The organism is Lysinibacillus macroides (assembly GCF_001281525.1).
In the GTDB taxonomy this organism is placed as follows: domain Bacteria; phylum Bacillota; class Bacilli; order Bacillales_A; family Planococcaceae; genus Lysinibacillus; species Lysinibacillus macroides.
This window is the reverse complement of sequence record NZ_LGCI01000005.1, coordinates 549,902-563,949: the sequence shown is the minus strand read 5'-3', so window position 1 is coordinate 563,949 and position 14,048 is coordinate 549,902. Positions and strand designations below refer to the sequence as shown.

General features: G+C 37.9%; 13 protein-coding genes and 4 riboswitches. Of the genes, 2 read left to right on the top strand and 11 right to left on the bottom strand.

Annotated elements, in window-relative coordinates; genetic code table 11:
- The 5 genes from ADM90_RS23705 to ADM90_RS05530 all read right to left on the bottom strand — a co-directional run.
- Positions 1 to 110, bottom strand: a 110-nt coding sequence (locus tag ADM90_RS23705) for a 3,4-dihydroxy-2-butanone-4-phosphate synthase (RefSeq protein ID WP_152927996.1), incomplete at its 3' end; no start/stop codon positions are given.
- Positions 111 to 121: 11 nt separating this feature from the next.
- Positions 122 to 754: a riboflavin synthase gene (gene ribE, locus ADM90_RS05545; RefSeq protein ID WP_053994036.1), complete on the bottom strand. Its 633-nt coding sequence runs from the start codon at positions 752 to 754 to the stop codon at positions 122 to 124.
- Positions 755 to 763: 9 nt separating this feature from the next.
- Positions 764 to 1,795: a bifunctional diaminohydroxyphosphoribosylaminopyrimidine deaminase/5-amino-6-(5-phosphoribosylamino)uracil reductase RibD gene (ribD, locus tag ADM90_RS05540; protein WP_053994035.1), complete on the bottom strand. Its 1,032-nt coding sequence runs from the start codon at positions 1,793 to 1,795 to the stop codon at positions 764 to 766.
- Between the two features lie 99 nt (positions 1,796 to 1,894).
- A riboswitch (FMN riboswitch) is annotated at positions 1,895 to 2,013 on the bottom strand.
- Positions 2,014 to 2,096: 83 nt separating this feature from the next.
- Positions 2,097 to 2,215: riboswitch (FMN riboswitch) on the bottom strand.
- Between the two features lie 83 nt (positions 2,216 to 2,298).
- Positions 2,299 to 2,416: riboswitch (FMN riboswitch) on the bottom strand.
- Positions 2,417 to 2,667: 251 nt separating this feature from the next.
- Entirely contained in the window at positions 2,668 to 3,591 is a 924-nt protein-coding gene (locus tag ADM90_RS05535) for a CAP domain-containing protein (protein ID WP_053994034.1), read from the bottom strand.
- A gap of 138 nt (positions 3,592 to 3,729) precedes the next feature.
- Positions 3,730 to 5,085 carry a YjiH family protein gene (locus ADM90_RS05530; protein ID WP_053994033.1) on the bottom strand — a complete coding sequence of 452 codons (1,356 nt, stop codon included), beginning with the start codon at positions 5,083 to 5,085 and terminating at the stop codon, positions 3,730 to 3,732.
- Between the two features lie 628 nt (positions 5,086 to 5,713).
- Here ADM90_RS05530 and ADM90_RS05525 point away from each other — a divergent pair.
- On the top strand, positions 5,714 to 6,025 hold the full coding sequence (locus tag ADM90_RS05525; RefSeq protein WP_053994032.1) for a CotD family spore coat protein: 312 nt from the start codon (positions 5,714 to 5,716) through the stop codon (positions 6,023 to 6,025).
- 206 nt (positions 6,026 to 6,231) lie between these two features.
- Here the strand turns inward: ADM90_RS05525 and ADM90_RS05520 are convergent, their stop codons facing one another.
- The 4 genes from ADM90_RS05520 to ADM90_RS05505 all read right to left on the bottom strand — a co-directional run bounded on the left by ADM90_RS05520 (position 6,232) and on the right by ADM90_RS05505 (position 10,201).
- A complete protein-coding gene (locus ADM90_RS05520) occupies positions 6,232 to 6,849 on the bottom strand; it encodes a coiled-coil domain-containing protein (RefSeq protein WP_053994031.1) in 618 nt (205 codons plus the stop codon).
- 186 nt (positions 6,850 to 7,035) lie between these two features.
- Entirely contained in the window at positions 7,036 to 8,370 is a 1,335-nt protein-coding gene (glnA, locus tag ADM90_RS05515; protein WP_053994030.1) for a type I glutamate--ammonia ligase, read from the bottom strand.
- A gap of 55 nt (positions 8,371 to 8,425) precedes the next feature.
- On the bottom strand, positions 8,426 to 8,803 hold the full coding sequence (locus tag ADM90_RS05510) for a MerR family transcriptional regulator (RefSeq protein WP_053994029.1): 378 nt from the start codon (positions 8,801 to 8,803) through the stop codon (positions 8,426 to 8,428).
- Between the two features lie 147 nt (positions 8,804 to 8,950).
- Positions 8,951 to 10,201, bottom strand: a complete 1,251-nt coding sequence (locus ADM90_RS05505) for a methionine gamma-lyase family protein (protein WP_053994028.1) — start codon at positions 10,199 to 10,201, stop codon at positions 8,951 to 8,953.
- A gap of 213 nt (positions 10,202 to 10,414) precedes the next feature.
- Between ADM90_RS05505 and ADM90_RS05500 the strand changes: the two genes are divergently transcribed.
- Positions 10,415 to 11,020, top strand: a complete 606-nt coding sequence (locus ADM90_RS05500; protein WP_053994027.1) for a trimeric intracellular cation channel family protein — start codon at positions 10,415 to 10,417, stop codon at positions 11,018 to 11,020.
- A 202-nt stretch (positions 11,021 to 11,222) separates the two neighbouring features.
- Here the strand turns inward: ADM90_RS05500 and cobT are convergent, their stop codons facing one another.
- Both cobT and ADM90_RS05490 read right to left on the bottom strand, forming a co-directional pair.
- Entirely contained in the window at positions 11,223 to 12,281 is a 1,059-nt protein-coding gene (gene cobT, locus ADM90_RS05495) for a nicotinate-nucleotide--dimethylbenzimidazole phosphoribosyltransferase (protein ID WP_053994026.1), read from the bottom strand.
- Positions 12,282 to 12,370: 89 nt separating this feature from the next.
- Positions 12,371 to 12,547, bottom strand: a riboswitch (cobalamin riboswitch).
- Positions 12,548 to 12,720: 173 nt separating this feature from the next.
- Complete coding sequence (locus ADM90_RS05490; RefSeq protein ID WP_053994025.1) at positions 12,721 to 14,025, bottom strand: response regulator; 1,305 nt, start codon at positions 14,023 to 14,025, stop codon at positions 12,721 to 12,723.
- Positions 14,026 to 14,048: the final 23 nt, after the last annotated feature.

Sequence of the window (14,048 nt, the reverse complement as noted above, 5' to 3'; positions counted from 1 at the left end):
TCCGCTAATACAACAAAATCTCCTTCATTTTCACGATTCTCATCATCGACAACAATAATTACCTTTCCCTGTTTTAAATCAGCTACTGCCTCTTCAATAGTGTTAAACATAGTATCCCCCCTTAAAATCCATATTGTTGTAAAAAATCTGCTGTTAATGTTGTTGATTTCGCCTGTAACTGTTTCGCAATATACTTTCCTAGCATATCTGTTTCGATATTCACAACGTCCCCTTCCCGCTTAAAACCAAGTGTTGTTTCACTAAATGTATGCGGAATAATAGATACTGTAACAAGCTCTTTTTGTACATCAAAAATGGTTAAGCTAATGCCATCAATCGCAATTGAGCCACGGGGTATGCATAATGCACTCGCCTCTCGAGAAATTCTTATATCAAAATAAACCGCATTGGCAAACGGACGTTTACGCAAAATCGTTCCTACTTCATCAATATGCCCTGATACAAAATGTCCGCCAAATCGTCCATTGGCAAGCATGGCACGCTCTATATTAACCGCAGCACCTATTTGTAATTGCGAAAGGGCTGTTGCACGTACTGTTTCTGGCATTACGTCAGCCGTAAATTTCGTAGTGGTAAAGCTTGTGACCGTTAAACATACGCCGTTAACAGCAATGCTATCGCCAATGTTCAAATCATGCGTAATCTTTTGTACACCAATCGTCAAAACAACGGATTCTCGCCCTTTTGCTATTTGCTTAATCGTCCCAAGCTCCTCAATAATTCCTGTAAACAAATACTCGCCTCATTTCATCGTTAGCGTTAATTTAATATCCTCACCTATTTTTTCAACTCCCGTAAATGTAAATGCACCTTGTATAGCCTTCGTTGCCATTGACAGTGCCTCAGCGCCCAATAATTTCGGAGCAATATATAGGATCATTTTTTGGACAAGTCGTTGCTGTAAAAAGGCATCCGCCATTTGACAGCCAGCTTCAACATATACTGTCATAATGCCCTCATCTGCTAGTATTCTTAAAATATTATGCAAAGAACAATCCTCCAGCACAAATGTACGAGCACTTGCAAAATCGCGTGGCTTTGCTGTAAAAAGCCATGTCGGAGCTACGTTATCGTTCAATAGTTTCGCCGAACTGGGAACATTGCCAGCTCGATCAATCACAACTCGAATCGGCTGCTTCTTTGATGAACCTAACCGATTTGTTAAACTTGGATCATCAATACAAACAGTGTTTGAGCCAACTAAAATAGCATCATGCATTGCACGTGCATTATGAACATCCTCCTGAACTTGTCGACCTGTAATAGCTGTTTGCTTCTCCTTTTCAGCAGTAATTTTGCCATCTAGTGAAATGGCTTGCTTTAATGTCACATAGGGTAAGCGCTGCGAAATATAGTAGAAAAATGCTTCATTTAATGCTCTTGCTTCATGCTCACATAATCCTACACTTACGGTAATACCCGCCTCCTTTAACCTTCGAACACCTTGCCCAGCAACAAGTGGATTCGGGTCAAGCGTTGCAATAAAGACATGTCCTACCTGTGCCTGAATAAGTGCCTCCACACAGGGACCAGTTTGTCCAATATGACTACAAGGCTCAAGTGTGACATAAACCGTCGCACCCCTTGCTTTTTCCCCCGCAATTTTTAGCGCATTAATTTCGGCATGTGCCTCACCTGCTTTAAGATGTGCGCCAAAGCCGATAATCTCCTGATTTTTTGTGATAACACAACCAACTAGTGGATTGGGAGAAGTTTGATTACTTCCTGCTTTCGCCAAATTTAAGGCAAATTGCATCATTTGTTCGTCATTCATTTCATCACCTCCTTTAAAAAAATAAAAAAGCCGCCTTAAAATAAGGGGCTTTTACGGAAAAGGCATCACTAAATAAACCAGCATAATCGCTAGTTTTTTGCCTACCTTCTCTCATCCAGACTATTACTGTCGGCTTCGGAATCTCACCGAATCCTGCTTATCAAAAGCTCGCGGGCTTTACCGCCGATTGGGACTTACACCCGACCCCGAAGGACTTTTATTCAATTAAAAATGACCTCACATTCTACTGTGGGGTCAAAATTAGCATCGTCAAATAAAGCCACATTTCTGTCGCTTTTTTGCCTACCTTCTCTCATCCAGACTGTTACTGTCGGCTTCGGAATTTCACCGAATCCTGCTTATCAAAAGCTCGCGGGCTTTACCGCCGATTGGGACTTGCACCCGACCCCGAAGGACTTTATTTAATTAAAAAATGACCCCACATTTTACTGTGGGGTCAAAATAAGCATCGTCAAATAAAGCCACATTTCTGTCGCTTTTTTGCTTACCTTCTCTCATCCAGACTATTACTGTCGGCTTCGGAATTTCACCGAATCCTGCTTATCAAAGCTCGCGGGCTTTACCGCCGATTGGGATTTGCACCCGACCCCGAAGGTACTATTCATATTGCGTCTAATTATACAGCAATCATTAAAAAAATCTAGCCATTTAATAAAAATACTTTACAATCCAAAAGTCATTAGTTAAATATTCAACTATATCAGTTCAGAGAGACGTATGCTGCTATCTAAAGGAAGATACTATCTCAAAAAGCTCAGTAAAAAAGCACCGAACTATTGAATCAGAATAAGGCATTTTCCTTTACAGCCTTTTCTTTCTTCAACAAGTCCTGTGCTTTATTTAGTGTAAAATTATGGTGCATAAAATCCAATTGTATAGTATGGTATATTTTTATTCGAGAATTGCACGCCTACCAATGCATGGGTAAAGTCAGATTTTAAAATATTTGCACGGTGTCCTGATGAGTTCATCAATGCTTCATGGGCATAAATAGCACTATATTGACCATACGCAATGTTTTCACCAGCATAGGAATAATTTATACCACCTGCCTTCATACGATCCCAAGGCTCTTGTCCTGTAAGATTTGTATGACTAAAATAATTATTATTAATCATATCACGACTATGAAGACGTCCGATTTGATTATATTGCAATGCATAAGAAAGTGCTGATACTCCCTCTGTAACACGTGCTTGATTCATTAAATGGACCATTAATTCCTCAAAGCTATCTCGACGTGCATTAGATGCTTGGGCGTAGAAGCCATTTTTTGATAGTTCAGTTTCCTTTGTTACCCATAAAATCGAACGTACTGTATTTTTAGCATATACATCATAGAAAAACGTTACATATTTTCCATCTATTAAGTATGTACCATGTGTCGTGTGACCAAACCCATCTGTATAAGACTGCGTATAATTAGTATTACCCTTTAAAATGTTTTTCACTGGGGTACCATACTTTTTTGTAACAGTTGTCTGAGACACACCAATTTTAATATCAAACAAAGATTGACCTTTACGTGTATCATAGCCACCAACAATTTTATTATCTTTACGACCCACTAAATAAAATTGATCATAGTTCTTAGATGCCATTTCCCAGTTCATATCATATTCTGACGCAAATGTTCTATATGGTTTTTTCTGAATCAGTGGCTTTTTTATCGTTGCAACCGCCGTGTCTCCATGTGCACTGGCATATGTCAAAGGGGCTAACGCAGGGAATAACAACAAAACTACCACAAACATAGCAATCCATTTTTTTAGCATAAGCAACACCCTCCCTGTCTATTTATAGTAATTCTTACCCTAATTTTACTATTTAAATTTCAGTTAATCTATAGCCGAATATACATAAAAGACAAGGATAAGAGTGTAATATCTTGATATTTTTTTGACAATAACTTGTTAAAAAATTAAATGACCAACCATTGCTGCAATTGGCAATGAAATTAATGTACGTAGGATAAATAAGATAACGAGATCGAAAAATTTCAATGGGATTTTTGTTCCTAAAATAAGTCCACCTACCTCAGACATATAAATTAGCTGTGATACTGAAACAACTGCAATCACAAACCTCGTTACTTCTGATTCAATGCCCGCACCTAAAATAGAAGGAAGGAACATATCAGCAAATCCTACAACCATTGTTTGCGCTGCCTCTGCGGCTTCAGGTAAACCAAGCACTGTTAAAATCGGCTCAAATGGCTTCCCTAGGATTGAAAAAATATTTGTAAACTCAGCTAGCATTAATGCAATTGTACCGAAAGCCATTACAATCGGTGCCACACCAATCCATAAATCAACAACATTTCTTGAGCCATCCTTTAAAAATTGGCGTGGATCACGGTTTTCATGTGCAACAGCAAGTGCATTTTCTAAGCCATGTGATACAGCATTATAGCCTTTTGGTAATTCCTCACGCGAATAGTCTACTGGCGTACCATCTATATAAGTATCTTCTTTTTTAGCCAGTGGATAAATTCGTGGCATAATAATTGCTAGCACAATACCACAAAGAACAACTGTTAAATAATATGGAATAAAGTAGCGTGCTAAATTTACCGTCTCCAATACAACAATACAAAATGTAATGGACACAACAGAGAAGCTCGTTGCAATAATAGCCGCTTCTTTTTTCGTATAGTTCCCCATCTCATATTGCTTACTTGTCATTAACACACCAATTGTACCATCGCCAACCCATGATGTAAGAGCGTCTATGGACGAACGCCCTGGACTTTTAAACAACGGACGCATAATGCGAACCATCATTGTACCAAAAAATTCAAGCAGTCCGAAGTTTGTTAAAAAAGGTAATAGGAACCCTGCAAATAAGAAAATGGTAAATAAAAATGTCACAAGTCCCCCATTTGGATCCATTAGTAGTCCACCCGTATTTTCATTGTTAATGGCAGCAGGCCCGAAGGTAAAGACCACCATTGAGGCAAACACTAAACCAAGGCAGCGCGCAATCGTCCAAAACCAATTGACATAAAATAGTGTATCTAAAATACTTGGCTCTTTCGTATTTTTACGAGGAATAACTTTAGCGATAAGTGCTCCAAGTGCAGAAATGGCAAACATTATAATTGTAAAATAACTAATAATAGATGCAACAATACTTGCAAATTGATTAGCTAAAATAGCAATTGGTACTTTCCAGCCCTCTTCTGTTAAAATCGGTGTCATAAATAAAAATACTCCGATTAAAGATGGAATAATAAAATAAAAATACGTGGAAGTAGCATACTTTTTCATTTTTTGATAAAACCTCATTTCTTTTTTCACTAGTACAATTTTTTATAAACAATCATCATTTCCCTATATGTATGTAAAACGGCTATTCTATCATTAGATTTCTCATACGTATTACGAATTGCCTAAACATACCTCTTTAGTCGTTACACAAAATATTAGTTTAATTATCATCTTTTATTCAATATGACACTCCCCCTGCTATTATAGGACTTTTACAAAAACTTTGAAGTTTGATGATTCATCCAGAAAAAAATAACTTCATTCATGTTTTTATAACAAATTCACTTTATAAAACCATTGTAAACGCTATCATAAGGTCGGTTCAACCTAACATTTTTTTGAATATTTATGCAAAAGAAATACTGCTACTTCAAGTTTAAGACTATCTGCTTATACAACAGTATTCCCCTATTTTTAGTGAAATATAGTATAAAGTTAGTCATAAAAGTTTTTTGGTAAATTTCTCTCGCCCGTGGAATAGGCATATGTAAAGTTGATGCTAAATTTCTATTATTTTTGTGGTTTGTGAGATGGATCTACTGTTTAATAGGCAAATAAATAGACCCTCTGCACAGCTATCTCATATGTTAATAATGAACTACAACTTATCAAAACAGGGGGTAATAACATGTTTCAACGAAGACGCCATTCGGCAAAAGGTCCACATTGCTGTCCACCACAAATGATGCCAACGCAATTTGATCCACCACAAGTTTTACCAGCTGAACAATATGTTCGCACGAATTATATTCATACTGTCGTTCCACATGTACAGCCTGCACATATTACAACAGTCAACAAACATATGATTGATCACCAATACTATTTCCCATATACAGAATCTGTTGTCAATGAGTGCTGTGAAAACCACACATTATGCGGCACACCACATAACCACTGCCATACACCATCATGTCATCATAGACCTAGAGGCTTTTAATGAAAAACACGATGGGGTTATCTAAAATACCCCATCGTGTTTAATCCATATAAAAAAGCGGCTAGGCACTATCCTAGACGCTGTATCATCACCATTTAATTTTAAATTCACGCTGACACAAGCCTAATCTAGCATTATTTTTGCAGGCATCTCTACATACTTTTGTCTTTTTCTATAGTTAAGGCTAAATCGCCCACATAGCAGATTTATGCTCTTCTCTTTAATTGAAAAATTTCACGTTCATGTTTTGAAATTTTTATATCAAAGTAATCTAAATCCTCTTTAGTTGCTAAAGCTTCGAAACGAGCCATTGCTTCGTTATGGTATTCAGACAATTTACCTGTTTGCTCATAGACAATATATTGTTTCGCCTCAATACTCTCCAAGCGATCGTTCGCTTTCTTTTGCTCAGTCTTCAAATCTTGGATATCTGCTTTCATACCTTGGATTTCTGTTTCTATGCCTCGGATCTCTACTTTCATTCCTTGGATTTCTGTTTCTATGCCTCGGATATCCGCTTTCATTCCTTGGATTTCTGTTTCTATTCCCCGGATGTCCGCTTTCATTCCTTGCATTTCTACTTTCATACCTTGCACATCTGTTTTCAGGCCTTTAATATCTGCCTTCATACCTTGCATTTCTGTTTCTATGCCTTGAATATCCACTTTCATATCTTGAATATCTGTTTTCATACCTTGCATATCTGTTTTCATGCCTTGCATATCTGTTTTCATACCCTGCATATCTATTTTCATACCTTGCATATCTGTTTCCATGCCTGTTACTTTTTGTACTAGTAATTCAAGTAGTTCGCGATCTGTCATAAGTATACTCCTTTCTATCTAGTCTCTATAGCTATATCATAGTATAAATAGATATCGTAGTAAAGGATCAAGATAAATAGACCTTTATTGAACTTTATCCCTATATAATTCTCAAAATATTTATACTTTCGGGGCGTACCTAATAGAAAAGATGCCTCAAAATCATTTGAGACATCCTTCTTACAATTAAAACATTTTTAAATACTGATCGCGCTCCCATTGATGGACAGTTGTGCGGTACATATCGAATTCAATTTCTTTTGCTTCTTTAAAGTTTGCGTAAATATGCTCACCTAAAGCTGCTTGTGCTACTTTATCTTTTGCAAGTAATGTTAAAGCATCATCCAGTGCTGGTGGTAGGTTTTCAATGCCATTCGCTTTACGCTCTTCTTCTGACATTACATAAATATTGCGGTTAATCGCTGCTGGTGGTGTTAATTGCCCTCGGATACCTTCCAGACCCGCCTCTAAAATAACAGCCATCGCTAAATACGGATTTGCAGCTGGGTCCACAGAACGTACCTCTACACGAGTAGAAAGGCCACGCGCTGATGGAATACGAATCAATGGTGAACGGTTTTGTGCAGACCATGCTACATAACATGGTGCTTCATAGCCAGGTACTAGACGTTTATAAGAGTTAACTGTTGGATTTGTGACAGCCGTGAAGCCTTGTACATGTGCAAGAACCCCTGCCATAAACTGCATCGCTGTTTCAGAAAGCCCTAACTCAGTAGACTCGTCATAGAATGCATTTTCTTTGCCTCTAAATAGTGATACGTTAAAATGCATACCAGAACCAGCTTCACCAAATAAAGGCTTGGGCATAAATGTAGCGTGTAAGCCATGTTTACGTGCAATTGTTTTTACCACAAGCTTAAATGTTTGGATATTGTCACAGGCTGTTATAGCATCTGCATATTTAAAGTCAATTTCATGTTGCCCAGGCGCCACCTCATGGTGAGATGCTTCGATTTCAAAGCCCATTTCTTCCAGCTCTAATACGATATCACGACGACAGTTTTCACCAAGATCTGTTGGCGCTAAATCGAAGTAGCCACCATGGTCATTTACTTCTAATGTTGGCTCGCCTTTTGCATCTAATTTGAATAAGAAGAATTCTGGCTCAGGTCCCAAATTGAAGCTTGAGAAGCCCATTTCCTCCATTTTTTTAAGGATTCGTTTTAGGTTATTACGTGGGTCACCAGCAAACGGTTCGCCTTTAGCTGTGTATACATCACAAATAAAGCGTGCCACTTTTCCTTTTTCAGAAGTCCAAGGAAACACTACGAAAGAATCAAGATCTGGATATAAATACATATCTGATTCTTCAATACGAACGAAGCCTTCAATAGATGAACCATCAAACATCATTTTGTTGTCTAGTGCTTTGTCTAATTGACTTACAGGAATCTCAACATTTTTGATTGTGCCAAGAATATCTGTAAATTGTAAACGAATAAAGCTTACGTGTTTTTCTTCGATAAGACGTTTAATGTCCTCTTTTGTATATTTCCCCACAGTTTTCCACACTCCTATAATTTGTCTAGCTTGTATGTTTACTCGCCCTATGTCATTAATAGAAACGAGATAAATCCCCACGTCGGATGGATGATTTTTGCATGCGCTGTGCTTGACGCACTTCTTCACGCATAATCTTGCGTAATTCTGAATCACTTAAATCTTGTTCATCAATAATGGCAACAGGGTCATTCTTTTTAGCAAATATTTTTTTTATCTTCGCCATATTCATACCCTGCTCTAAGTAATCTTTAATTTCAAGCAATGTGTCGACATCATTTAATGAAAACATTCGACGGTTGCCCTCTGTTCGGTGCGGCTCAATTAAATGGTGTTCCTCATAATAACGAATTTGTCGTGCCGAAAGTTCTGTTAATTGCATCACAATACTCATCGATAATAACGGCATAGTTCGTCTAATTTCACGACTCATTTAAGTCCTCCTCCAATACCCGCTAATCATATAACGAAATTTTTGCACTGTCAACCAATCATGTGAGTTTATCTTACATGGTTAGTTATATTTTTTTAAACCGATGAAAAATTGTAAAAAACTCTTCAAATTTATGTGCATCATCTATTATTTTTGAATCGCCTGCACAGCACTACAAATAGCAAATTTCACATGCTCATATGTTAAGCCCCCCTGAATAAAGGCTGTAAACGGTGGACGTATAGGACCATCTGCTGTCAGCTCAATGCTGGAGCCCTGGATAAATGTGCCTGCCGCCATAATGACATCATCCTCATAGCCTGGCATATAAGCTGGCTCAGGAGCATAATGGGCATTAATCGGTGAGTTCGCTTGTATTTCACGACAAAAGGCAATCATTTGCTCCGCTGTTTGGAATGAAACAGATTGAATTAAATCAGTGCGACTGGCCTTATAGCTTGGCAAAGTGCTCATCCCTACTTCCTCGAGCATTGCTGCTGTAAAGATCGCTCCCTTTAATGCTTGTGATACAACATGTGGAGCAAGGAAAAACCCTTGATAAAAGTCAGCCAATGTATGTAACGTTGCACCTGCCTCGGCTCCGATGCCTGGAGAAGTCATACGATAAGCACATTTTTCCACTAAATCTGCACGTCCTGCAATATAGCCACCGATTTTCGCCAAGCCACCACCTGGATTTTTAATAAGTGAGCCTGCCATTAAATCTGCTCCAACCTCTGTTGGCTCCTGCGCCTCTACAAATTCACCATAGCAATTATCAACAAAAATAACAGCTTTTGGTGCTAATTTACGCACTTTCGCACACATATCCGTAATCTCAGCAATTGTAAACGATGGACGTGTTGCATAGCCTTTCGAACGTTGAATCGCAATCATTTTTGTATGCTCTGTAATGGCTGCTGCTACTCCGTTCCAATCAATGGCTTGATTGTTCAGTAAATCCACATGTCGGTAGCCAATTTTGTAATCCTTTAATGAGCCAGTATCCTGGTCACCACCATCGACAATGGCTTGCAATGTATCATATGGCTGACCTGAAATATAAAGCAGCTCATCACCAGGTCTTAGCACACCGAATAGGCTAAGCGTAATCGCATGTGTTCCTGAAATAATTTGTGGTCGTACAATGGCAGCCTCTGCGCCAAACACCTCCGCATAAACACGCTCTAAATTATCGCGTCCCTCATCGTCATAGCCATAGCCATTTGACGGATGTAAATGGTAGTCGCTCACCTGATGCTTACGAAAAGCTGCTAGCACTTTTTGTTGATTATAAAATGCCATTTCTTCCACTTTTGCATGATAAGGTCGAACTTTCTCCTCTATTTTTGCCGCTAATGCTAGCGTTTGTGCTGATAAATTTGTCGTAAACGTCATTCTTTTCTTCTCCATTTCACAGTTGTCCCGTATATTTACGCTGACGGATGTTTTACTTTATTTCAATATTATCTTAACAATTTGTTTGTCTACCTGCAAAACTTGCCTATTGTTTCTTAGTGTAATTTGCGCTAAGCTAATGTGCGGACTATTTAGCAATAAAATTTTGCTAGAAAATTCATAGATTTTGTTAATTTAGAAGGGATGATAGAAATGGCTTGGGAGGTTTTTAGTATTATTGGAACAATTGCCTTTGCTATTTCAGGGGCAATTATTGCGATGGAAGAAGAATACGATTTATTTGGCGTTTATATATTAGGAATTGTGACAGCCTTTGGTGGCGGAGCTATTCGAAATTTACTGATTGGACTGCCTGTTACAACATTATGGGGACAGGATATGATGTTTCAAATTGCACTCGCTGCCATTACAATCTTTTTTATTTTTCCACATCATCTGATCCAGCACTGGCATCGCTGGGGCAATTTCACAGATGCCATTGGTTTATCTGCCTTTGCGATCCAAGGTGCACTGTATGCAGTCAAACTCGATATGCCGATTAGTGCTGTTATTGTCGCTGCTGTCCTAACAGGCTCAGGTGGAGGCATTGTGCGTGATTTATTAGCACGACGTAAACCGCTCGTGCTACGTGATGAAATTTATGGTGTGTGGGCTGCGTTAGCGGGACTCGTCATTGGTCTTAATATTTTTTCAGGCGATTTATTTCTCTATATTTTATTTGCTGTCATCACGATGTTACGTATTCTTTCCTATTTAATGAAATGGCGTCTACCTTTGCGAAAATTAAACCGAGCATAGTTTGCCTAAAAAAGAATTTCTTCATTAGTTTCGGCGGGGCTATCCGTTACTTGGAGGGTACTATCCATTATTTTAGAGGCTCTATCCATCACTTTTGAGGGGCTATCCATCATTTCAGCTTCTATCCGTCACTTTGAAAATGCTATCCGCCGCTAATAAAAAACCAAACGATGTCCTAACACATTGTTTGGTTTTTCTAATTTTACCGCTCGGCTAAAAGATTCATCGATTGCTCTAGTGTCACCATATTTTTTATCATCGAGCAAGCCGCGTCTAAAATAGGAAAGGCTAAGGCTGCACCAGAGCCCTCTCCCAAGCGCATATTCATATGTAACATCGGCTCAACACCAAGCAATTCAGCGGCAATTCTAGCTCCCGGTTCCTCTGAAGCATGAGAAGGAATCATATACTCCTTTACTTTCGGTTCAAGCTTGTAAGCAATAAGTGCAGCAATGGTCGAAATAAAACCATCAATAACAACAGGCTTGCGATGAGCAGCAGCAGCAAGGATAATACCAGCCATCGCTCCTATCTCCAGCCCTCCAACCTTAGCCAGTACATCAATTATATCTTTAGGATTTGGTTGATTAATGGCAATCGCCTTTTTAATAACAGCCGCTTTATGTTCAATGCCCCCTTTACCAACTCCTGCCCCAAGCCCTGTGACATCAAGAGGATCACAGCCTGTCAAAACAGCTAATATAGCAGCGCTTGGTGTTGTATTTCCGATACCCATTTCTCCTGTCCCCAATACATGGGCTCCCTGTGCTATTTCTGCCGTTGCCACATGAATTCCTACTTCAATTGATTGAATCGCTTCCTCTCTGGACATGGCAGGACCTTTTGCCATATTAGCAGTGCCGTGTTTAATTTTATGGATAATAATACCCGCATCAGGCAGAATATCTCCTTTGACGCCAACATCTACTGTTACAACCTTGGCATTCGTTATATGGGCAATCGCACAAACTCCTGTACCACCTTTCGAAAAGTTTAATGTTTGAAACAACGTAACATCCTGTGGATTGGGTGTGACACCTTCCTCATAAACACCATGATCTGCTGCACAAACAATCATCACCTTTTTGTCAATCATCGGCAATAACTGCCCTGTTATACCAGCAAGCTGCACCGCAATTGACTCCAGTTTTCCTAAGCTACCAGGAGGCTTACAGAGTGCATCTACCCGCTTTCTTGCCTGCTCCATCATCTCCTTATTAGCACTTTGGATATGTTGAATCGTTTCTTGTAATACATTCATCCTTATTTCTCCTCTCCTGTAAGACAATATAAAAAGTCTGTAGTTTATTTGTCATGACAAATAAACTACAGACTTTTCCATCATCTATATTCTCTCGAAGCAAATAGGCAGGTCTCCTGGCTCAAGTTCAACATTCCATAGTACCTTCCCAGCAATATACTAGTGGCATTCACCATGAAATTCCCTTATACAGTGGCGGGTCCGCTAAAGCTTTTCACTTTATTCCCTATTCTCCCATTATGGGCACCTAATGCTTTATCCAATTTCTTTTAATTTACTGCAAAGATTTCTTACTGTCAATATGACTAAAGTTAAAGCTCTTTCTGATCTACTTCGTTAATAAAGACCACGCCTAGTATAGACTCTACTGTAAAGACTTTGTTGAAGATGCTATTACTCATCCCCTCTATAACTTATTTTATCAAAATCCATTTACTATTTAAATCGTTCGATATTTTGCAGGCGTCATACCAACATATTTTTTAAATACTTTACTAAAATACTCTTCATTACTATAGCCCACTAACGAAGCAATTTCATTATTTCTCTTATCACTATGAACTAAAAGCTGCTTCGCCTTGTTAATTCTAAGCTCATTTAATAGGTGGATGAAATTTTTATCAATGCTTTTTTTAATTAATATACTTAAATTTGCTTGGCTTTTATTAAAAATGCCTGATAAATAATTCAAATCCAGCTGTGGATCATCAAAATGTGTATAAATATAATCAACTATTTTTTTACCTAAATCATCCCTATTGCCATGTAAATTAAGTATTTTATCGACGAGTGGTATGATATAGCTATTTACTATTTTCGATAAATTGTCTTCTTTAATCATTTGATGTTGGATACCAATAATTTTTTGAGCGCTGTGATACGTTTCCAAACAATTAAAATAGATACTATATTGCAATAAGAACATAATCATGATCTCTAATCTTTGCTGAAAATCTATTTTTGTATTTTGTAAAACCGCCATAAATTCTTGTAATTTTAATTCATCTGTAAAGATTTGATTATCAAAAATAGATTTTCTTTTGTTTAGCATAGTGCCACCAGTAGTTAGATGCCTCTTTAATAGTAGCTCCAGCACGGCTTGATTTAAATCATGTAAGTTATTTTTTTGCAGAACGATATGCTTGTCCTGACCATATGACAATACAAAATCGGTATTCATAATCTCAATGTGTTCCCCAAAAATATTAAAATAAAATAGCTCATGAGCATATGAAATTCCGCTATTTTTTGTTTGATTGATGCTAATCATAAAGTATTCAAATGAATAGATACTACTATCTGTCATTTGTTGATCAAAGGCCAATAGTAAATTTAATAATTGATTATATTTAATGGCATAATCTACTTGTTTTTTCATGCTCAATGCTTCCATCGTTTGTGATAGCTTTAGCTTTAGGTTTTTATAATCAATCGGCTTTAAAATGTAATCCTCAGCACCAATTTGAATAGCACTTTGTAAATATTGAAAGTCATCATAGCCAGATAGAAAAATTACCTTAAATTGATGGAACTTTTTTAGTTCTTGAACAGCTTCTATTCCACTCATACCGGGTAAATTAATATCCGATAAAACGATGTCAGGAGCAATCTCTTTAGCTGCCAGCAGCATATCCTCTCCTGTTGTATAAGAATAAACATGTAAGGATTCTATAAAATTTCTGTTGATAAAAAAGCTTAAACCCTCTCTAATAAAGTTTTCATCCTCTACAATAAATAGATTCATAGAGCTCACCTCACTGTTAGAAG